This is a genomic window from Baekduia sp. (assembly GCF_035996765.1).
Lineage (GTDB): Bacteria > Actinomycetota > Thermoleophilia > Solirubrobacterales > Solirubrobacteraceae > Baekduia.
In genome coordinates this window covers 1-19,412 of record NZ_DASYJG010000090.1, presented here as the reverse complement: position 1 = coordinate 19,412, position 19,412 = coordinate 1, and the positions used below count along the sequence as shown (strand labels likewise).

At 71.7% G+C, this 19,412-nt stretch carries 19 protein-coding genes; 9 read left to right on the top strand and 10 right to left on the bottom strand.

Annotated elements, in window-relative coordinates; all coding sequences use genetic code 11:
- Nucleotides 1-7: 7 nt before the first annotated feature.
- The 3 genes from VGO10_RS19425 to VGO10_RS19415 are packed head-to-tail and all read right to left on the bottom strand — an operon-like array spanning nt 8 to nt 3,307.
- Nucleotides 8-1,168, bottom strand: coding sequence for a S1C family serine protease (locus VGO10_RS19425; protein ID WP_327471515.1), 1,161 nt, complete (start codon nt 1,166-1,168; stop codon nt 8-10).
- Nucleotides 1,165-2,574, bottom strand: coding sequence for a HAMP domain-containing sensor histidine kinase (locus VGO10_RS19420; RefSeq protein ID WP_327471513.1), 1,410 nt, complete (start codon nt 2,572-2,574; stop codon nt 1,165-1,167). The genes VGO10_RS19425 and VGO10_RS19420 overlap by 4 nt, the downstream gene beginning before the upstream one ends.
- Before the next feature lie 19 nt (nt 2,575-2,593).
- Nucleotides 2,594-3,307: a response regulator transcription factor gene (locus VGO10_RS19415; protein WP_327471511.1), complete on the bottom strand. Its 714-nt coding sequence runs from the start codon at nt 3,305-3,307 to the stop codon at nt 2,594-2,596.
- Between the two features lie 23 nt (nt 3,308-3,330).
- Here VGO10_RS19415 and VGO10_RS19410 point away from each other — a divergent pair, with 23 nt between their 5' ends.
- Together VGO10_RS19410 and VGO10_RS19405 are read left to right on the top strand one after the other, a co-directional pair.
- Complete coding sequence (locus tag VGO10_RS19410) at nt 3,331-5,118, top strand: M28 family peptidase (RefSeq protein ID WP_327471509.1); 1,788 nt, start codon at nt 3,331-3,333, stop codon at nt 5,116-5,118.
- Between the two features lie 9 nt (nt 5,119-5,127).
- Complete coding sequence (locus VGO10_RS19405; RefSeq protein ID WP_327471507.1) at nt 5,128-5,889, top strand: class E sortase; 762 nt, start codon at nt 5,128-5,130, stop codon at nt 5,887-5,889.
- A 153-nt stretch (nt 5,890-6,042) separates the two neighbouring features.
- On the opposite strand, the gene thiL is transcribed toward VGO10_RS19405, so the two are convergent.
- From thiL to VGO10_RS19385, 4 genes are all read right to left on the bottom strand, one after another.
- On the bottom strand, nt 6,043-7,002 hold the full coding sequence (thiL, locus tag VGO10_RS19400) for a thiamine-phosphate kinase (RefSeq protein WP_327471505.1): 960 nt from the start codon (nt 7,000-7,002) through the stop codon (nt 6,043-6,045).
- A gap of 13 nt (nt 7,003-7,015) precedes the next feature.
- A complete protein-coding gene (infA, locus tag VGO10_RS19395; protein WP_327471503.1) occupies nt 7,016-7,234 on the bottom strand; it encodes a translation initiation factor IF-1 in 219 nt (72 codons plus the stop codon).
- A 79-nt stretch (nt 7,235-7,313) separates the two neighbouring features.
- Nucleotides 7,314-9,563 (bottom strand): transglycosylase domain-containing protein, encoded by a 2,250-nt coding sequence (locus tag VGO10_RS19390; RefSeq protein WP_327471500.1) that lies wholly within the window; start codon nt 9,561-9,563, stop codon nt 7,314-7,316.
- A gap of 99 nt (nt 9,564-9,662) precedes the next feature.
- A complete protein-coding gene (locus tag VGO10_RS19385) occupies nt 9,663-10,454 on the bottom strand; it encodes a mechanosensitive ion channel family protein (RefSeq protein WP_327471498.1) in 792 nt (263 codons plus the stop codon).
- On the opposite strand from VGO10_RS19385, the gene VGO10_RS19380 reads away from it, so the two are divergent.
- The 4 genes from VGO10_RS19380 to VGO10_RS19365 are packed head-to-tail and all read left to right on the top strand — an operon-like array spanning nt 10,455 to nt 14,350.
- The gene (locus VGO10_RS19380; RefSeq protein WP_327471496.1) at nt 10,455-11,711 is read left to right on the top strand and encodes a mannosyltransferase family protein; all 1,257 of its coding nucleotides are present in this window, start codon (nt 10,455-10,457) and stop codon (nt 11,709-11,711) included.
- Nucleotides 11,708-12,403: an HAD-IA family hydrolase gene (locus VGO10_RS19375; protein WP_327471494.1), complete on the top strand. Its 696-nt coding sequence runs from the start codon at nt 11,708-11,710 to the stop codon at nt 12,401-12,403. Before VGO10_RS19380 ends, VGO10_RS19375 begins: the two co-directional genes overlap by 4 nt.
- Complete coding sequence (locus VGO10_RS19370) at nt 12,400-13,281, top strand: type II CAAX endopeptidase family protein (protein WP_327471492.1); 882 nt, start codon at nt 12,400-12,402, stop codon at nt 13,279-13,281. The genes VGO10_RS19375 and VGO10_RS19370 overlap by 4 nt, the downstream gene beginning before the upstream one ends.
- Nucleotides 13,282-13,315: 34 nt before the next feature.
- Nucleotides 13,316-14,350 (top strand): L,D-transpeptidase family protein, encoded by a 1,035-nt coding sequence (locus VGO10_RS19365; RefSeq protein ID WP_327471490.1) that lies wholly within the window; start codon nt 13,316-13,318, stop codon nt 14,348-14,350.
- 2 nt (nt 14,351-14,352) lie between these two features.
- Here the strand turns inward: VGO10_RS19365 and VGO10_RS19360 are convergent, their stop codons facing one another.
- Together VGO10_RS19360 and VGO10_RS19355 are read right to left on the bottom strand one after the other, a co-directional pair.
- Nucleotides 14,353-15,459, bottom strand: coding sequence for a carboxylate-amine ligase (locus tag VGO10_RS19360; protein WP_327471488.1), 1,107 nt, complete (start codon nt 15,457-15,459; stop codon nt 14,353-14,355).
- Nucleotides 15,456-15,821 carry a hypothetical protein gene (locus VGO10_RS19355; RefSeq protein WP_327471485.1) on the bottom strand — a complete coding sequence of 122 codons (366 nt, stop codon included), beginning with the start codon at nt 15,819-15,821 and terminating at the stop codon, nt 15,456-15,458. Before VGO10_RS19355 ends, VGO10_RS19360 begins: the two co-directional genes overlap by 4 nt.
- Before the next feature lie 21 nt (nt 15,822-15,842).
- Here VGO10_RS19355 and pyrE point away from each other — a divergent pair, with 21 nt between their 5' ends.
- The 3 genes from pyrE to VGO10_RS19340 are packed head-to-tail and all read left to right on the top strand — an operon-like array spanning nt 15,843 to nt 19,154.
- Nucleotides 15,843-16,394 carry an orotate phosphoribosyltransferase gene (gene pyrE, locus VGO10_RS19350; protein WP_327471483.1) on the top strand — a complete coding sequence of 184 codons (552 nt, stop codon included), beginning with the start codon at nt 15,843-15,845 and terminating at the stop codon, nt 16,392-16,394.
- A 32-nt stretch (nt 16,395-16,426) separates the two neighbouring features.
- Nucleotides 16,427-17,614 carry a PP2C family protein-serine/threonine phosphatase gene (locus tag VGO10_RS19345; RefSeq protein ID WP_327471481.1) on the top strand — a complete coding sequence of 396 codons (1,188 nt, stop codon included), beginning with the start codon at nt 16,427-16,429 and terminating at the stop codon, nt 17,612-17,614.
- 25 nt (nt 17,615-17,639) lie between these two features.
- Nucleotides 17,640-19,154 carry a sensor histidine kinase gene (locus tag VGO10_RS19340; protein WP_327471478.1) on the top strand — a complete coding sequence of 505 codons (1,515 nt, stop codon included), beginning with the start codon at nt 17,640-17,642 and terminating at the stop codon, nt 19,152-19,154.
- On the opposite strand, the gene VGO10_RS19335 is transcribed toward VGO10_RS19340, so the two are convergent.
- On the bottom strand, nt 19,155-19,412 hold a 258-nt coding region (locus tag VGO10_RS19335), incomplete at its 5' end, for a hypothetical protein (protein WP_327471476.1).

Here is a 19,412-nt window from a genome sequence, read left to right as displayed (position 1 = left end):
GAGCCTATTACCCTCGCGGCGACTGGAGGGGACGTGTCCCGAGCCGAACCGGCACCTCGCGCGCGTGGCCGCCACGCACGATGGTCAGGACGGTCCGATCACCCGGTACGTGGCCGTCGAGGCCGCGGGAGAGGTCGGAGTCCCCGCGGACGGGCCGGCCGTCGATCCGCGTGATGATGTCGCCGCCGATGCGCCACGACTGCTCCTGAAAGACGCGGCGCTGGGTGCCGGCGCGCAACCCCGCCTTGCCAGCCGGCCCGCCCGGGACGACCTGCTGGATCAGGGCGCCGCGCGCGGTCCCGAGCGCGAAGCGCGCGGCCAGCTGCGGGTAGACGCTCTGGGTTGAGACGCCGAGGTACGGGTAGCTGGCGTGCCCGCTGCGGCGCAGCTGTGCCAGCGAGCGCCGCACGACGTCGACCGAGACGGCGAACCCGACGCCGCTGCCCGACCCCGACGAGGAGCGGATCTGCGAGTTGATCCCGAGCACGCGGCCGCCGGCGTCCAGCAGTGGGCCGCCCGAGTTACCGCTGTTGATCGCCGCGTCGGTCTGCAGCGCGCCGGAGGTCAGAAAGCCGGTCAGCGACTCGATCTCGCGGTCGGTCGCCGACACGACGCCGACCGACAGCGACTGCTCCTCACCGAACGGCGAGCCGATCGCGGCGACCGGCTCGCCGACCTCGACGTCAGCGCTCGTACCGAGCGCCAGCGGGCGCAGCGTCAGCCCCTTGGGGTCGATCTTGACCAGCGCGACGTCGGCGAACGGGTCGAAGCCGACGATCGTCGCACCGACCTGGTTGCCGTCTCCGAACCGGACGAAGAGCCTGCCGGCCTTGCGCAGCGACGCGCCCGCACCGTCGGTGACGACGTGCGCGTTGGTGGCGATCTCGCCGCCGGCCGAGATCACGAAGCCCGAGCCCAACCCGGCGCCCGCACCGGCGCTGCCCGCGCGGCCGAAGGCCGACAGGATCGTCACGACGCCGGGCGAGTCACGCCGGTAGATCGCCTGCGGATCGAAGCGGCCGGTCGGATCGGCGCCCTTGACGACCTCGATGCGCGTGGTGCGCCCAACGGTGGTCGTCTCGCTGCCTCCGGACCCTCCGCCGCAGCCGATCGCCGCGAGCGCCGACGCGGCGGCCACCGCCACCGCCGCGCCCCGCGCACGCCTCATGCGGGCAGCTCCAACGTGAACGTCGTGCGCCCCGGCTGCGAGTCGACGGCCAGCCGGCCGTCCATCCGCTCGGCCAGCTCGCCGGCGATCGCGAGGCCGAGCCCCGAGCCCTGCGCGTCGTCGGAGGTGACGAAGGGCTCGAAGATCCGCGGCAGCATCGTCCGGTGGATACCCGGTCCGAAGTCCCCCACGCCCAGCCGGGCACGATTGCCACGGCGCGAGGCCGAGACCACCAAGTCGGTCCCCGGCGGCGTGTGGATGATCGCATTGTCGATGAGGATCCGCAGCACCTGTGCGACCCGCTCGGGATCGCACATGACCTCGACGGGGTCGGGTGGCAGTCGCAGCTCCATGTGCGCATCATGGGCCACGAGCGCCGGCGCGAACTCATCGGCGATCATCCGCGCGACGTCGCCGAGGTCGGTGCGCTCGCTGCGCAGCTCCAGCGACCCGGCCTCCAGCTTGGACAGGTCCAGCAGGTCGGTCGCGAGCTTCTGCATCCGCAGCACCTGCTGGCGCAGCTGGGTGACGAAGCGCCGCCGGTCCTCCTCGTCGAGGTCCTCCTCTTCCAACAGCTCCAAGAACCCGCCGAGCGAGAACAGCGGCGTGCGCAGCTCGTGCGAGGCGGTCGCGATGAAGCGCTTGCGAGCATCGTCGAGCTCGGCGAGCTGGCGGCGCATCTGCTCCAACGTCTGGGCCAGCTGGCCCAGCTCGTCAGAAGACTCCACCGGGAAGCGCGCGGTGAGGTCGCCGTCTGAGACGCGGCCGGCCACGACCTCCAGCCGCCGCACGCGCAGCGCCACGCTGCGAGCGACGAGCCAGGCGGCGAGCGCCGCGAGCAGCAGCGCCGCCAGCGCGGCGGTCAGGACGCGGTCGCGCGCGACGCGCACGTCGGCGTCGATGTCGCTCAGCGGTCGCGAGTAGACGATGACCGTGCCGACGACGCGTTTGTGCGTGCGCGGGTCCTCGTAGATCAGTGGAATCGCGGCCTCGCCGACGCGGCCCGCGTCCCCGGCCTCGATCGCCGTCGCCGGCTTGCTGGTCTGCGCGGCTTCGATCGCGACGTCGAACTGCAGGTCGCGGATCTCGACCTGCCGCGTGGAGTCCGATTTCGGGTAGCTGCGCAGCTCACCCGGGACGGCGTAGAGCCCGAGCAGCGTGACGCGGGCGGTCGCCGAGTCGGCGGCGTCGCGCACGAGCATGTCGAGCCGTGGCGCCGAGTCGTTGTGGTCGATCGCCGTGTCGATCCCGCGCGAGGAGCGCTGCGCCGACATCAGCAGGCCCTTGAGCGCCTCCTGGCGCAGCCCATCGCTGAGCGATCTGAGCACGCCGAAGCCGACGATCCCGACCGCCACGGCGACGATCAGGAACAACGACAACGCGAGGCGGGTGCGCAGCGATCTCATTCGCGGCGCGGGATTCTGCCTATCTCGGTTCGTCTCTGAAGCGGTAACCGACGCCGCGCACCGTGAACAGGTACTCGGGTTCCTTGGGATCGGTCTCGAGCTTCTCGCGCAGGTGGCGGATGTGCACGTCGATCGTGCGCGGGTCGCGATAGGCGCTGTCGCCCCAGATGCGCGTGAGCAGCATGTCGCGCGTGAAGACCCGGCCCGGGTTGCGCGCCAGCGCGTTGAGGATCTCGAACTCCACGAACGTCAGCTCGACTGCGGCGCCGCGCACGTGGACGGCGCGCTTGGCCGGATCCATGTCGAGCTCGTGGACCGCGAGCGGCTGGTCCTCGGCCTCCGGCTCGGTGTTGGTCTGCATGCCCGCGCGGCGCAGCGCGGCGCGGACGCGGCTGCGGAACTCCCGCAGCGAGAACGGCTTGGTGATGTAGTCGTCGGCGCCGAGCTCGAGGCCGAGGACCTTGTCGATCTCCTCGGCCTTGGCGGTGAGCATGATGATCGGGACGGTGTGGCGGGCGCGGATGCGCCGGCAGACCTCAAGGCCATCCATCCGGGGCATCATCACGTCGAGCACCACGAGGTCGAAGTGGCCCTCGTTGAAGCGCGCCAGGGCCTCACGACCGTCGGCGGCGGTCGTCACCTCGTAGCCGTCCTTGCGCAGCGGAAAGCTCAAGAGCGTCTGGATCGACTGCTCGTCGTCGGCCAGGAGGATTCTGGGTGCGCGTTCAGCCATCGCGTGAGAGACACTGTAGGCGGATGCTCGAAGTGCGCCTCTATCGCGTTGCGTTCGTGCCCGTGCTTCTCGCGCTGCTCGTGGCGGCGTTCTCCCTCCAGGACCGGCCGCGGCCCATCGGGACGACGCAGACCCCGGAGGCCTTCGACGAGATTCGGGCCGGCCAGACGCTCGACGACCTCGCCCGCCGCTTCCCGGTCCGACGGCCGGGTGACGCGGCCGATACGCGGCTGGCGGGCGAGATCGCGACGCGGCTGCGCCTGACGGTGCCGGGCACCGTGGAGGAGCACCACTTCCAGGGCGACACGATCGACGGCAAGCGGGATCTCGTCGACGTCGTCGCCACGCGGCCGGGCGTCCCAGGACCCGGGATCGTGGTCGTGGCGCACCGCGACGCCGCAAAGCCCGGCGCGAAGGCCGAGCTGTCGGCGACCGCGACACTGCTGGAGCTCGCCCGCGTCGCCGCCGACGGGCGGCTGCGGCGGACCATCACCTTCATCTCGACCTCGGGCGGCAGCGGGGGCTTCGCGGGGGCCCAGGAGGAAGCGCGGAGAATCGGACCCACCCACCCCCGCGCCGACGCGGTCATCGTGCTCGGCGCGGTTGGTGGCGCGAGCACGCGGCGGCCGTTCGTCGTGTCGCTGTCGGACGGCCGCGGGCAAGCGCCGATCCAGCTGCAGCGCACGGTGCAGGCCGCGGTGCGGGCCGAGGTCGGGACCGACGCCGGCGCGCCGCGAGCCCTGACGCAGTGGCTGCGGATGGCGGTGCCGGTGACGATCTCCGAGCAGGGCCCATTCCTGCGCGCCGGCCAGCCGGCGGTGCTGCTGTCGGCCTCGGGCGAGCGGCCGCCGGCCGCCGGCGACCCGATCCGTGATGGCCGCCTGCGGCGCTTCGGCCGCGCCGGGCTGCGCGTCCTCTATGCGCTGGACAACTTCCGCGATCTCGCCGCGCCCCCGCGCGACGACCTCGTCGTCCGCGGCAAGGTGCTGCCGGGCTGGGCCGTCCGGTTGCTCGTCGGCGCGCTGCTGCTGCCGCCGTTGTTGATGGGGATCGACGCGCTTGCGCGGCTGCGTCGCCGCCATGAGCCGCTCTGGGCATGGGGTGTGTGGACGCTGGCCAGCGGCGTGCCGTTCCTGCTGGCCTGCCTGTTCGCGGTGTTGCTCGCGCTGGTCGGGCTGATCTCCGTGGCGCCGGGCGCGCCGATTCCGGCCCCGGGGCTCGACCTCGGCGGTGGAGCGATCGCGGCGTTCGTGGCGATCCTGCTCGTCTTCGCCCTCGGCTGGCTGGTCGCGCGCCCCGCGCTGCTGCACGCCAGCGGTGCGGCACGGGTGCGCAAGCAGGAGCCGGACGCCGGCGGCGCGGTGGTCGCCGTCGGCCTGACGACGGTCGTGGTCGCCGGCGCGCTGTGGGTCGGCAATCCGTACGCCGCGGCGCTGCTGGTCCCCGCCGCGCACCTGTGGTTCTGGGCGCTGACGCCGGACCTGCGGCTGCCGCGGGCGGCATCGCTGGCGCTGGTGGCGCTGGCGCTGGCGCCGCTGCTGATCGTCGGGTTCGTGGATGGGCGCGCGTTCGGCCTCGATCTTCCGCATGGCATCTGGTTCTGGACGCTGCTGGTTGCGGGCGGCCATATCCCGATCGGCTCGTGGGTGCTGTGGAGCCTGCTCTGGGGTTGCGCGGTGGCCGCGGCGCTGGTGGCGATCCGCCGGCGTCGGCCACAGGACGACGAGCCTGATGAGATCACCGTCCGTGGGCCCGTCACCTACGCCGGGCCGGGCTCGCTCGGCGGGACCGGATCGGCCCTGCGCCACTAGACGATGTCGATGCTCGCGCCCCCGCCCGCCCGCTCTGAGCGTCGCCGCCGGGTCTTGCGCGGGTTGTCGGCCGTGTTGATCGCGTCGGGACTGCTCGTCCTCGCCGACGCGGTGTTGACCCTCGTCTGGCAGGAGCCGCTCACGGCGCTGCAGACCACGGTGCGCCAGCACGGCCTGCGCGGCGATCTGCGCCACCTCGAGGCCGAGGGCTCGACCCGGCTGGAAGCGCGCGCGCTGGCCGGCGTGGCCGACGAGCGGCGGCGCGTCGCGCTCCTGGCCCGCTCACTGCAGCAGCGCACCGCGCCCGGTGATGCGATCGGGCGACTGAAGATCGCGCGCCTCGGTGCAGACTTCGTGATGGTCAAAGGTTCTGATCCTTCGGATCTGCGCAAGGGTCCAGGCACCTTTGACGACAGCCCGCTGCCGGGCATTGGCGGGACGACGGCGATTGCCGGGCATCGGACGACCTACCTGGCGCCCTTTCGCCACATCGATCGCCTGAAGCCGGGCGATCGCATCACGGTGGAGATGCCCTACGCCACGTTCAGCTATCGCGTCCAGCGCACGCGGATCGTCGCTCCTGACGCGGTGGCGATCTTGCGCGACGTCGGCTACGACCGGCTCGTGCTCTCCGCCTGCCACCCGTTGTTCAGCGCGGCTCAGCGCATCGTCGTTGTCTCCCGTCTGACACGCGTGGTGCCTCTGCGGGCGGCCAAGGCTGGACAAGGGTCGGAGTTTGAGCGCCCTGGCCTCAGCACCGCTGTGTCTTGACCCGATGGCCGACAGACAGGGGGGTCGACGGGAAAGTGAACCGAAAGATGTACACCAAGGCATTGAAGGCACAGGTCGAACACGACGTGTACGTCGTGGACACCCAGCTGGTCGCCGAGGCGCTGCTGCGTCGCACGGCCGCGAGCCGCGCGATCACCCGACGTGGTGCTCGTGTCCGCGCAGCGGGCGATCAGAGCCCGCGCCCGCAAGCCTGAGCCCTGGCGCGCGATTCGGCGCCGCCGCGGCCACCCGGCCGACGGTCGTGACGGTCGCGCCGAGCGCGGCCGCCGCCTCGGCGGGCAGGCACGCCAGCAACTCGTAGTCCTCGCCGGCCGTGGCCGCCAGGACGCCCGGCAGAGTGTCTAGTTGGGCGGCGACCTGCGTGACGGCGGGAAGGACCGGCAGCGCGTCGAGGTCGATCTCCAGGACCACGCCGCTGGCGCGCGCGACGTGCGCCGCGTCGGTGGCGATGCCGTCGGAGAGGTCGATCAGCGCCCGCGCGCCGGCGGCGGCCAGCGCCTTGCCCTCTGCCAGCCGCGGCTCCGGACGCAGGTGGCGCGCCAGCAGCGCGGCGTCGCCCTCGGCCTGGCCGAGCAGGATCGCGAGGCCGGCGCCGGCGGCGCCGAGGTCGCCGGTGACGACCACCGCGTCGCCGGGGCGGGCGCCGTCGCGGCCGATCAGCTGCGCCTCGTCGTCGGCCCAGCCGACGACGGTGACCGAGATCGTCAGCACGGGCGCGCGCGTCACGTCGCCGCCGGCGATCGTCGTGCCGGTGCGCGCTGCGAGCGCCTCCATGCCCTGGGCGAGCGCGAGCGTGTCGGCCTCGCCGAAGCCTTCGGGGAGGCCGAGCACGATGTAGGCCTCGCCCGCATCGGCGCCCATCGCGGCGAGATCGCTCAGCGCCCCGGCCAGCGCGCGATGGCCGACGTCGGCTGCGGTGACCGCCGGATGGTCGAGCTGGAAGTGGACACCGTCGACCATGGCATCGACGCTGACCGCCTGGACCGGCCGCGCACGGACAACCGCGCAGTCGTCGCCCGACCAGCGCACCACGCGCTCAGAGCGATTGGTCAGCAGCCGCTGGAAGGCGGTGATGAGATCGAGCTCGGCCATCGCAGCGACGACGCTAGCGATGCCTATAAATAATGCGGGCCCGGTTCAGGTCGTACGGGCTCAGCTCAACCCGGACCCGGTCGCCCGGGAGGATCCGGATGCGGAAGCGGCGCATCTTGCCGGCGACGTGCCCGAGGACCTCGTGGCCGTTGTCGAGCTGGACCTTGAACATGGCGTTCGGCAGCGCTTCGAGCACCTCGCCTTCGAACTCCACCTTGTCCTCTTTGGACATCGCGCGACCGTACCACCGCCCGACGCCCCGAGCGGGGGCTTTTCGTGAAGGCCCGACAGCCGATTGGCCTGGGTGTTTCCTACGGCGGCGGAGCGCCCGTGCCGCCGCCGGTGCCCGTCGGCGCGCCTGTGGCCGGGGTGCCGGTGCCGGCAGCAGGATCCGGCGTCCCGGTGGCGCCCGTCGGGTCACCGGTGCCGGTCGTCTGCGGCGTCGTCGTCGCGGGCGCCTGCTGCGGTGGAGCCTGGTATTGGTCGTTGGGGTACTTGGTCGAGCCGTTGCCGGTGTTCTTGCCGTCCTTGCCCGTCTCCAGATCCTTGGCCCCGCTGGGGTCCTTCTGGTAGGTGCTCGGGTCGACCTTGTTGTCCTTGACGCCCGTCTTGGCGTACTTGCCGAAGAACGGCGTGGAGACGAACGCGTGCTTGGGCTTGGCGAAGTCACCGCAGTACTTGCCGTGGGCGACCTTCATGTACTGGCCCCAGATCGGCGCGGCGACCTCGCCGCCCGCGGCGCCGTCGCCGAGCGTCCGCCGGTCGGTCGCGTGGCCGATCCAGACCGATGTCGCCAGCCGCGGCGTGAAGCCCACGAACCAGGCATCGGTGAAGTCGTCGACCGTGCCGGTCTTACCGGCAGCCGGGCAGCCGAACTGGGCCTTGGTGCCCGTCCCGCCCTGGACGTTCTCGGCCAGGATCTTGGTGGCCTCCGCCGTCACGCCGTCCTCGAAGGCGCGGTGGCGGCGGGCCTTCTCGGTCTTGCAGTCAAAGCCGCCGAGCTTCTTGGGGAAGCAGACCTTGCGAACGGCGCTGACCTTGTTGCGCCAGCCGTTGGAGGCGATCGTCGCATAGGCGTTGGCCATCTCCAGCGGTGAGACGCCGTGCTTGAGGCCGCCGAGGCCTTCGGCGGGCACGCTCTCCATCGGCGACTTGATGCCCATGTCGCGAGCGGTCTGCGTGACGTTCTCCGGACCGACGTCGAGATCGAGCTGCTGATAGATCGAGTTGTCGGAGGCGAGCGTCGCCTTCACCAGATTGGCGCGGCCGATGTAGCTGTTGGAGTAGGTGTGGACGTCGATCGGCCCGTAGGTGGGGTCGTCGAACCTCAGCGGCATCGACGTGTAGGTGGTGGTGTCGGGATCGACGCCCTTGCGCAGGGCGGTCATCAACACCATGACCTTGAAGGTGGAGCCCGCGGCGTACCCGCCTTGGGAGGCCAGGTTGAACTTGAACTGCCCGTAGGTGGCGGTCGAGGCCATGGCCTTGATGTCGCCGTTGGCGGGATCGACCGAGACGATCGCGCCGGAGCGGTCGGTGCCGGCCACGTTGGCGTCCAGCGCCTTGCGCGCCGCCTGCTGCATCTTGAGGTTCAGCGTCGTGTAGATGTGCATGCCGCCGGCCTGCACGCGCTTGGCCCCGTACTCGTCGACGAGCTGCTGCTTGACGTAGTCGTAGAAGTAGCTCTCACGCTTCTTGGAGTAGTAGCCGTTGGCCTTGACGCCGAGCGGCTCGGCGATCGCCTGAGCGGCATCGCTCTGCGTGATGAAGCCCTGGTCGGCCATGCGCCGAAGCACGTCGTTGCGGCGCGCCTCGGCCTTGGCCGAGCTGAGAAACGGGTTGTAGAGCGACGGTGCCTGGGGCAGGCCGGCCAGCAGCGCGGCCTGGGCCAGCGTCAGCTTGCTGGCGGGCTTGTCATAGAAGATGCGCGCTGCGGCTTGGATGCCGACCGCGGTCTTGCCGCCGACGGTGCCGTAGGGCACGTTGTTGAGGTACTGATCCAGGATCCAGCGCTTGCCGCGCCGGCCGGGGTGCTGGTTCTCGAGCTCCTCGGCGAGCTTGGCCTCGCGGATCTTGCGCTTGTAGCCCTCGACGCCGGTCCGGACCGTGTCCTTGGTGTACAGGTTGCGGATCAGCTGCATCGTCAGCGTCGAGCCGCCCTGGACGTCGTCCTTGGACTCAAGGTTCTTGACCGCGGCGCGGATGACGCCCTCGAAGTCGACGCCCTTGTGCTCGAAGAACCGCCGGTCCTCGATCGCGACCGTCGCGTCGCGCGCGACCTGCGGGATCTGGCCGCCGGTGACCGGCGTGCGCAGGACGTCGTTGCTGATGAAGCCGAGGCGATGGCCGTCGGCGGAGTAGATCACCGAGGCGGCGCCCTGGTCCTGGGGCTTGATCGTGTCCAGCGCGGGGGCGGAGGTCGCGACCGAGACCACCCAGCCGACGGCGCCCAGGACGGCGAGCGCGGCAAAGGTCGTCAGCACGCCGAAGGCGAGGAAGAGTGGGCGGGCAGGGCCGCCCTTGTTGCGACGCCGGCGTCGCTGTCGTTCGCGGCGGGACATGGGGAGGGGGCGGGTGCTGGAGAACAGAAGCGGCCTCCCGCCCTGCGCCCGCGAGGAGTGGATTCTAGCCCGCCGGCGAGAACCCTCCGCTGGTTGGCGTCAGCGCACGCCCACGCCGCGCAGGGCGCCGAGGGCGGTGGCGCGCAGGTCGGCCTCGCGGGCGAGGCGCTCTGACGGCGGGCCCGGCTCGCCCATGATCAGCAGGCGCACGCCCTCGTGCGTGGCGTCTGCGATGCGGGCGCGGATGCCGTCGAGGGCGCGTAGCGCGTCGAGCGCGCTGGCCTCGTCGGCGTCGGGCGCGATCCACACGGAGACCTCGATCGCGACGGTTGGCGAGCGGATCGAGTCATTGCGGATGATCCCGCCGGCGAGGCGCTCGTTGGGGACGAGCAGCCGTGCGTCGGCGCCGGTGCGCAACCAGGTGTAGGTCAGGCCGACGTCCTCGACGGTCCCGGTCTCGCCCTCAAACGTCACGAGGTCGCCGATGCGGATCGGCTGGACGACCGCCAGCAGGATTCCTGCGATGGCGTTGGCCAGCGTCTGGCGGGCGGCGAAGCCGACGACGGCGGCGGTGATCGCGCTGGAGGCCAGGATCGTGCGGCCAACGCGGTCCAGCGAGTCGAACTCTGAGAGCGCGATCGCGATGACGATGACCGCGATGACCGCCTCAATCGCTCGGCGGGCGAAGCGCAGGCGCGTCGCGGTGTCGCGCGAGAGTCCCTTGTCGCCGGTGACAAGCCCTGCGAGCTTGGTCGCCCGGCGGACCAGGAAGCGGTCGATGAAGAAGATGATCAGCGCGCCGGCCAGCAGCGTGCCAAGGGCCGTGAAGAGGTTGCTGTGCTTCTGAAGCCACGTCTGATCGGCGGCTGCGGCTGCGACGATGTGTCTCACGTGGGCGTGACCGTACAAAAGCGCCAGGCGTCCCCGCGCGTCGCGACGGGTCCGTGGCGCGCGGACTTCGCTGCCGCGCTGCGGGCCTTCTGGCTCTCGCGGGTGGTCGTCTGGACGGCGGGCCTCGGCGCCATCGCTCTTTGGGGTGTCCATGCAGGGCACCGCGTCGCGTTCGATCCGGCGGGCGTCACGCGGCCGTTCGGCGCCTTCGGGGATCTGCTCGTCGCGCCCGCCGCGCGCTGGGACAGCGTGTGGTTCTTGAACATCGCGGACTCGGGCTACGGCGGCGGCGACCGTGCCGCGTTCTTCCCGCTCTATCCGTTGCTGGTCAAGGTCGGCGGCGTCCTGTGCGGCTCGGCGCTGGTTGCCGCGATCGTGATCTCGTGCGCGGCGTTTGTCGTCGGGCTCGCCGCGCTGCATCGCCTGGCCGTGATCGAGGTCGGGCCTGAGGGGGCGCGCTGGGCGGTCATCTCGCTGGCGCTCTTCCCCGGGTCGCTGTGGTTCTCGGCTGCCTACTCGGAGTCGCTGTTCTTGATGGTGTCGGTTGGTGCGGTGCTCGCCGCGCGCCAGGAGCGGTGGGCGCTGGCCGCGATGCTCGGTGCGCTGGGGGCGGCGACCCGCAGCGCCGGCCTCCTGCTCGTCGTGCCGCTGGGGCTGCTGTGGTTCGACGCGTGGCGCGCGCGGAGGGCACAACTGCGCGATGGCGCGTGGATCGCGGCGGTCCCCATCGGGCTGGCGGCGTTCTGCGGGTACTTGGCGCTCGACGGCGAGGGTGCCGGTGCGCCCTTCTCGGCACAGGACACCTGGCACCGCAGCCTAGCCGGCCCGTGGGCAGGGATCGCCGACGGGGCGACCGCCGCCTGGGACGGCGTGCGGCAGCTCGTCCACGGCCCGCCGCCGCCCGTGTACTTCGACAAGGCGGTCGGTGATGCGATGGCGATCGGGCGCCACAACATCGCGCTCTTCGTCTGCCTGTTGCTCGCGATTCCGGCGCTGATCGGCGCGCTGCGCCGGCTGCCGCTCGCCCACGGCGCCTACGCGGTCTGCGCACTGCTGCTGCCGCTCTCCTACCCGGTGGAGCCGCAGCCGCTGATGTCGCTGCCGCGCTTTGAGGCCGTGCTGTACCCGCTCTTTCTCTGGCTTGGTCTCTGGCTCGCGCGCGGCCCGGCGTGGCGACGGGTGGCGGTGCTGAGCGTGTTCGCCGTCGGGCTCGCGGCGTGCAGCGCGCTGTTTGCGACGTGGCATTGGGTCGCTTGAGACTCCAAGTCGTTCTCCTCGACGCGCTGGGCACGCTGCTGGAGCTCGAGCCGCCGGCGCCGCACCTGTGCGCGGAGCTTGCGGCCCGCGGCACCGTGATCTCCGAGGCCGAAGCGGCGGCTGCGCTGCGCGCCGAGATCGCCTACTACCGCGCTCATCACGACAAGGCCGTCGATGGCGCCGCGCTCGCCAAACTCCGCGATCGTTGCACCGCGGTCCTGGCCGGAGCGCTGCCCGAGCACGCCCGGGACACGCCGGATCTCCGCGGCGCGCTGCTGGCCAGCCTGCGGTTCCGGCCCTACCCCGAGGTGCCGGAGGTGCTCGGCGCGCTGCGCGCCGCCGGGCTGCGTCTGGTCGTCGTCAGCAACTGGGACGTCTCGCTGCACGAGGCGCTGGCGCGCACCGGCCTCACGCCGCTGCTCGACGGCGCGATCTCCTCGGCCGAGGCAGGTGCCGCCAAGCCCGCGCCGGCGATCTTTGCGCGCGCGCTCGCGCTCGCGGGCGACATCGCGCCCGGCGCTGCGGTGCACGTCGGCGACGACGCGGCGCTCGACGTCGCCGGCGCTTGCGCGGCCGGGATCGCACCGGTGCTCGTGCTCCGCGATGGCGCCGTGAGCCCCGACGGCATCCCCACGCTCAGAGATCTGCGGGCGCTGCCCGAGCTCCTCACCACCTACCCTCAAGGCCGATGACGACCGTCCCGGCCGCCGACGCGCACCCCGCACCGCCCGAGTATCCGGAGCGGCCGGGCAGCGCGCCCGCCGAGAGCCTCATCCCGCCTTGGCCCGGCTGGACGGCGCCTGCCGCGTTGTTCGCGGGCTTTGCGGCCACACTCCTGGTCGGGCTCATCATCGCCGCCGTCGCCGCGCCTTTCGGTGCCAGTGTCACCGATCCCCCGCCGTCGGTCAGCGTCCTGTCGGCCATCGCGCAGGACGCCTGCCTCATCGCCGCGGCCCTGCTCTTCGCGCGCATGGTTGCCCCGCCGCGCCCGGCGCAGTTCGGCATCTGCGCGGCGCCGCTGAAGCGGTCGGTGCTCTACGTCGTCGGTGGTTACCTCGCCTTCCTCGTCTTCAGCTTCCTGTGGCTCTTGGTCATCGGCCAGTCCGACGTCAAGGACTCGATCGCCGACAAGCTCGGCGCCAAGAACGGCACCGTCGCGCTGATCGCCGTCACGTTCGTGGTGACGGTGTGCGCGCCGCTGGCCGAGGAGTTCTTCTTCCGCGGTTACTTCTTCGGCGCCCTGCGCAAGAACGGGTTCTGGTTCGCGGCGCTCTTCACCGGTCTGGCCTTCGGGATCGTCCACGTCTTCGGCTCGCCGATCGCCTTCATCGTCCCGCTGGCCCTGCTCGGCACCGCGCTCTGCTTCATCCGGGAGAAGACGGGGTCGCTCTACCCCGGCATCGCGTTGCACTGCATCAACAACTCGGTGGCGATGTGCAGCAGCGAGCACTGGTCCTGGCAGGTGCCGCTCGTGCTCGTCTTCGCGCCGGCGGCGATCGTCGTGTTGATCTGGCTGGGACTGCGTCTCTGGCCGGACGCGCCGATGGACGCCCGCGCGCCAAGCACCTGATTCCGGGGCTGCCACGGGTACGATTCGCGCGCCCATGAGCCGCCTCGTCGCCGCCGCCGTGTCCATTGCGATCCCGTTTGCCGTCGCGTCGCCGGCGGTCGCCCAGACGACGGCCGCGCCTGGGGCGGGTGGGCCGACATCGGCGGCGCCGCCCACGACGGCAACGCCTCCCGCGACCGTGACGCCCGCGCCAGCGGCCACCGGCACCCTCGCGCTGACGCTCGAGAAGGTCAACGGCAAGTCGGCGACCATCCTGGCGGGCGATCGCTTCCGCATCCGCGGGGCCGTCAAGCCCTACATCGCGGGCCAGACCGTCGTCGTGCGCTTCTACCGCGGTGACAAGAAGATCGGCTCCAAGAAGGTCACCGTCAAGGCGGGCGGCGACAGTGCCGGCATGTTCGTGCTGGGCTATCGCGCCGGCAAGGCGGGGCACATCACCGTCCGCGCGAGCCACCGGGCGACGGCCGAGTTGGCGACGCTCGTGGCCAAGGCTCGCGGTGTCGACGTCCTGCCGCTACGCGCCAGCCCGGGCTCCAAGGGCCTCGCGGTCCGCGTGCTGCAACGCAAGTTGAAGGCCTTGGGCTACGTCATCGGCGCCAAGGGCGTCTACGACGCGCGCACCGCCCGCGCCGTCCTGGCCTTCCGCAAGGTCACCGGAATGGCGCGGACGCAGATCGCGTCCAAGGACGTCTTCCGCAAGCTCGCCCACGGCGCGGGCGCCTTCAAGGTCCGCTTCCCCAAGCAAGGCAAACATGTCGAGGCCGACCTGTCGCTGCAGGTGTTGGCGTTGATCCGCGGCAAGAAGGTCGAGCGGATCTACCCGATCTCCTCGGGCAAGCCGTCGACGCCGACGGTGCTCGGCACGTTCAAGGTGTACTCCAAGACCCCGGGCACCAACGCCAAGGGCATGGTCTTCACCAGCTACTTCCACGGCGGTTACGGCATCCACGGCTACGCTGAGGTCCCGATCTACGCCGCCAGTCACGGCTGCCTGCGCACCCCCGTCCCGGACGCCGTGCCGATCTTCAACTGGATCTCCTACGGCGACGACGTAGACGTCTACCTGTAGGTCTACAGCGCCGCGGCCGTCTCGGTGACCAGGTGCTCGAGCACCGCGCGCATGCCGCCACGCGCGAAGGCGGCGCGCTGGCGGTCGGCGCCGGCGCCCTCGGTCAGCACGCGCTCCAGCTGCTCCAGCGCGCCGTCGGAGCCCAGCTCACGTGCGAACGGCCGCGCCTGGGCCATCGCGGCGCGGGCGATCTCCGGCACCGGCGTCAGCGCGCCGTCGTGCAGCAGCGTCGCGGCCAGCCCATCGCGCGCCGCGCGGAAGCTCGACTCCATCAGCGCCTCGCGCGCCGACCAGCCGCCAGAAGGCACCGCCGCGTCGGCGGCCGCGCGGGCCAGCGCGTGGATCAGCCCGGTCAGGCCAGCGATCGTCGCCAGCGAGGACTGGGCGTCCATGGCACGAACCTCGACCGTGCCGAGGTTCGGGTGCGGCCGGATGTCCCACCACAAGAACGTGTAGTCGGGCGCGTCGCCGGCGGCCACGACCGCGGCGACGCTCTCCTCGAAGTCCTCGAATGTTCGGAAGGCCGGCGGGATGTCCCCGCGCGGGTAGCCCCGAAAGAGTTGGGCGCGCGCGGTCGCCAGGCCGGAGTCGAGGCCGTGCCAGAACGGCGAGTTGCCGGTCAGCGCCTGCAGCAGCGGCAGCCACTCGCGCAGGCCGTTATAAACGTGGATGGCCGTCGCGGCGTCCGGCATCCCGACGTGGACGTGCAGCGCGCAGGTCGGCGTGCGACGCAGCAACCCGCGTAGCTGGGCGTGGATCTCGTCATAGCGCGGCTCGTCGACGTGCACGACGTCGCCGAACGCGCCGGCCGGATGGATCCCAGCGCCGATCAGCGCGGCACCGGCGTTCCGCGCCTGCGCCCGCAGCGCGGCGATCCGCCACACGCCCTCCTCGGCGTTGGCGCACACCGGGCTGGCCAGCTCGACCAGCGCGGCGTAGGTGTCGGGATGGGCGCTGCCGGCCTCAGCCGGGACGTCGAAGCGCGAGAGGGCGTCGACGCCGGTGTGCGTGAGCGCCAGCGTCGCTGGATCGACGGTCAGCAGCTCCTCCTCCACCCCGAGGGCGAAGTCGCGGCCCGGCACCCCGAAGGCCGGATCGCGCTCGGTCACCAGCGGCCGGCGGCCACCCGCGCGAGGATCCCGAGGCCGAGCCCGTAGACGAGCAGCGCCAACAGCGCCGGAACAGTTCGGCGCACCCACTTACTCGAGCTGTTCTCGGCGATCGCCGAGAACGGGCGCAGCAGGATGTCGTTGGCGTCGTCGATGAACTCGTGACCCTTCGAGTTCACCTTCTCCCGATCACGCTCCTGGTCGGGATCCGGGCTGGCGGTGCGCGCCGCGGTCTGTCCGGCGATCTCCGCCTGGGACTGCTCGGACGCCGCGCTCGTCTCGTCGATCGCAAACCAGCCCCAGCCCGCGATCACCAACAGGCTGCAGACCACCGCGGCAAAGCGCAAAGCCCGTTCGATCACACGCATAGACTACGGCCGCTTATGGACGCGACCCAACGTTTGGTGGACGAACTACGGACCCACGCCCTCGTGATCGGCGAGGTCGTGCTGACCAGCGGCGCCACCGCGCAGTACTACGTCGACGCCAAGCGCGCGATCCTGCAGCCGGCCGGATTCACCGCTTTGGCCGAAATCACGGCCGCCCAGGCGGCCGCGTGGGGCGCCACGGCGGTCGGCGGCCTCACGATGGGCGCCGACCCCATTGCCTGCGCTGCGCTGGCTGGCGGCTTTGACGGCAAGGCCTTCTTTGTCCGCAAGGAGACAAAGCAGCACGGTCTTCAGCGACGAATCGAGGGCCCGTTCCTCGACGCCGACGAGCGTTGCGTGATCGTCGAGGACGTCGTCACCACCGGCGGCTCGACCCTGCAGGCGATCGAGGCCGTGCGGGAAGCGGGCCATGAGATCGTCGGCGTCATCGCCGTCCTGGATCGCCTGGCGGGCGGGGCGGAGAAGATCGAGGCAGCCGCCGGCGCCCCGTTTGTGGCGTGCGCGACGATCGATCAGGTCTACCCCGATCGACCGGATCGCGGCTGACCGCGAAGCCGACCGCGTGTAGGTTGGCGGCGATGCACGTGCCGGCCGGGCAAGGCCCCACGGAAGTCCTTGCGGTCACGGCGCTCCGCGTCCTGCTCGTGGAGGACGACGACGGTGACGCCTTCCTGTTCGAGGAGTTGCTGCGCGACGCCGATCTCGAGGTCGAGGTTGTCCGGGCGCGGACCGTCGCCGGCGCCGAGCACGCGCTGTCCGGAGCGGTGGCCTGCGTCGTCCTGGACCTCGGCCTGCCCGACGCCGACGGTCTCGCCGCCCTGCATCGGCTGCGCGAGGCTGCACCCGTCGTCCCGATGCTCGTGCTCACCGGCCTCTCGGACACCGCCCGCGGCCTGGAGGCCGTCGCTGCCGGGGCGCAGGACTACCTCGTCAAAGGCCGCGTGGACGGTGAGCTGCTCGCGCGGTCGATCCGCTACGCGGTCGAGCGTCAGCGCGCGGAGGTCGTGCAGACGCAGCTGCGCGCCGCCAACCTGACGGCCGAGGAGAACGCGCGCCTGGAACGCGGCCTGCTGCCGCGGCCGCTGGTGACCGACCCTGGGGTGGCCGTCGACAGCGGTTACCGGCCCGGCCGAGAGCGCGCGCTGTTGGGTGGCGACTTCTACGACGTGGTCGAGGCGGCCGATGGGACGCTGCACGCGGTCATCGGCGATGTCTGCGGCCACGACCCCGACGCGGCGGCGCTCGGCGTCTGCCTGCGGATCGCATGGCGCACGCTCGTGCTCGGCGGCCGGACGGTCGACGAGCTGCTTGGCACGCTGGAGCAGGTGCTCATCCACGAGCGCCTCGCCGACGAGGTCTTCGCCACCGCGTGCATGGTCAGCGTCGCGCCCGACCGGCGCTCGGCGATCGTGCGGGTCGCGGGCCATCCGCTGCCCGTCCTGATCGCCGGCGGTGAGGCCCGCGAGCTGCCGGGCCCGTCGTCGCGTCCACCGCTGGGCGTCGGCGCACACCCCGGCAGCTGGCCTGCGATGTCGGTGCAGTTGCCCGCTGACTGGCAGCTGCTGCTCTACACCGACGGGCTGATCGAGGGTCGCGTCGACGGCGGCCCCGGGCGCCTGGGCAGCGAGCGGCTGGTCGAGCTCGTCGCCTCCGGTGCGCCGGAGGCCGGCGCGGCGCTGATCGAGCGCCTGATCGCGACGGCCGAAGGGCTCAACGGGGGCGACCTCACCGACGACGTCGCCCTCTTGGTCGTCGCCGCGCTATGAGCGCACGCGCTATGGCGTTCGCCCCATGAGCCGGCTGCGCAGCGGTCAGTGGCTGGCGGTGACCGCCGGTGGCCTCGTCTTCGCGGCGCTGGTCGGGATCGCGGTCTGCCTGATCGCGCTGCATCGGCTGAGCGACGCGCGGCGCCAGGTGGTCGAGCGCCTCGATCCGGCGAGCGTGGCCTCCGCCCGCTACCTGACCGCGCTGGTGGATGAGGAGACGGGCCTGCGCGGATTCGAGCTGGCGGGGCAGGAGACGTTCCTGGCGCCTTATGTGACCGGCAGTCGCGACGCCGCCGCAGCGCACAAGCACCTGCAGCAGATCGCCGCGACGGGCGACGCGCCCGGCCTTGCGGAGGATCTGCGCAACGTCGGTGTGGCGTCGTCGTCCTGGCACCTGCTTTATGCCGACCCGGTGATCCTGACGGTCCGTGCCAAACGGGCCCACCATCCCGCGCGCGACCTGCCATCGCTGCGCTCGGGCAAAGCGCAGTTCGATCAGGTGCGGGCGGCATTCCGTCAGCTCGACGACAACCTCGCCGCGCGGCGCGCGGTCGTCCGTACGGATCTGCGCCACGCCGCCAACGCGGCGACGTGGGCGGTCCTCTTCACCGCCGCGCTGTTGCTGCTGGCCGCCATCGTCGCCGGGGCGACGCTGCGCCGGACGGTCGCGACGCCGCTCTCGCGCCTGGCTCGCGACGCCCGGCGGATCGCGCGCGGCGACTTTGACCACCCGGTCGCGATCGTGGGGCCGCGCGACATCCAAGGGCTGAGCACCGACATCGAATCGATGCGCCGTCGGATCATCGCCGAGCTCGAGATCGTCAACCGCTCGCGCGCGCAGCTGGAGGAGCAGACGGTCGACCTCCAGCGGTCAAACGCCGAACTGGAGCAGTTCGCCTACGTCGCGTCGCACGACCTGCAGGAGCCGCTGCGCAAGGTCGCGAGCTTCACGCAGCTGCTGCAGCAGCGCTATGGCGGCGAGCTCGACGAGCGCGCCGACCAGTACATCGGCTTCGCCGTCGACGGCGCGCGGCGGATGCAGAACCTGATCAACGACCTGCTCGCGTTCTCACGCGTGGGGCGGATGGAGCAGCCGCACGGCGACGTCGACTGCGCCGAGCTGCTCGAGCGCGTCCGCGGCGACCTCGCCGGCTCGATCGAGGAGAGCGACGCGGTGATCGAGGCCGGCCCGCTGCCGACCGTCAGCGGCGACGCCTCGCTGGTGCGGCTCGTGTTCCAGAACCTGATCGGCAACGCGATCAAGTTCCGCGGCGACGCGGCCCCCGTGGTGCGGCTCAGCGCCGAGCCCGACGGCGAGTTCTGGCGCTTCCGCTGCGCCGACAACGGCATCGGCATCGACGCCGAGTACGCCGACCGCATCTTCGTCATCTTCCAGCGCCTGCACCCGCGCTCGAGCTACGAGGGCACGGGCATCGGGCTCGCGATGTGCCGCAAGATCGTCGAGTACCACGGCGGGCGCATGTGGCTGGACACCGAGTACACCGGCGGCTCGGCGTTCTGCTTCACGCTCCGTGCCTGATCAGCAGGTCCGCTGGAGCTTCTTCTTGCCCAGCGGCAAGCAGTAGTGCCCGGCGTTGGGCAACTTGCCGTTGCGCAGCTTGAACCGCAGCACCTTTGCGTTGTGCCCGGGTCCGGCGACGCGCACCTCGAGCGTCTGGCCGGCGCGGAAGCGGCGCTGGGACGGCTTGAGCTTCTTCACGACGTCGATCGTCGAGGAGCGCTTGGGCCGCTTGTACGTCTTGCTCTTGAACGGGCAGCGCTTGCCCGAGCAGGTGAC

Bases quoted from the DNA above. Each gene is read 5' to 3' on its own strand.
- VGO10_RS19425 (WP_327471515.1), bottom strand. From the start codon at position 1,168: ATGAGGCGTGCGCGGGGCGCGGCGGTGGCGGTGGCCGCCGCGTCGGCG.
- VGO10_RS19420 (WP_327471513.1), bottom strand. From the start codon at position 2,574: ATGAGATCGCTGCGCACCCGCCTCGCGTTGTCGTTGTTCCTGATCGTC.
- VGO10_RS19415 (WP_327471511.1), bottom strand. From the start codon at position 3,307: ATGGCTGAACGCGCACCCAGAATCCTCCTGGCCGACGACGAGCAGTCG.
- VGO10_RS19410 (WP_327471509.1), top strand. From the start codon at position 3,331: ATGCTCGAAGTGCGCCTCTATCGCGTTGCGTTCGTGCCCGTGCTTCTC.
- VGO10_RS19405 (WP_327471507.1), top strand. From the start codon at position 5,128: ATGCTCGCGCCCCCGCCCGCCCGCTCTGAGCGTCGCCGCCGGGTCTTG.
- thiL (WP_327471505.1), bottom strand. From the start codon at position 7,002: ATGGCCGAGCTCGATCTCATCACCGCCTTCCAGCGGCTGCTGACCAAT.
- infA (WP_327471503.1), bottom strand. From the start codon at position 7,234: ATGTCCAAAGAGGACAAGGTGGAGTTCGAAGGCGAGGTGCTCGAAGCG.
- VGO10_RS19390 (WP_327471500.1), bottom strand. From the start codon at position 9,563: ATGTCCCGCCGCGAACGACAGCGACGCCGGCGTCGCAACAAGGGCGGC.
- VGO10_RS19370 (WP_327471492.1), top strand. From the start codon at position 12,400: ATGACGACCGTCCCGGCCGCCGACGCGCACCCCGCACCGCCCGAGTAT.
- VGO10_RS19365 (WP_327471490.1), top strand. From the start codon at position 13,316: ATGAGCCGCCTCGTCGCCGCCGCCGTGTCCATTGCGATCCCGTTTGCC.
- pyrE (WP_327471483.1), top strand. From the start codon at position 15,843: ATGGACGCGACCCAACGTTTGGTGGACGAACTACGGACCCACGCCCTC.
- VGO10_RS19345 (WP_327471481.1), top strand. From the start codon at position 16,427: ATGCACGTGCCGGCCGGGCAAGGCCCCACGGAAGTCCTTGCGGTCACG.
- VGO10_RS19340 (WP_327471478.1), top strand. From the start codon at position 17,640: ATGAGCCGGCTGCGCAGCGGTCAGTGGCTGGCGGTGACCGCCGGTGGC.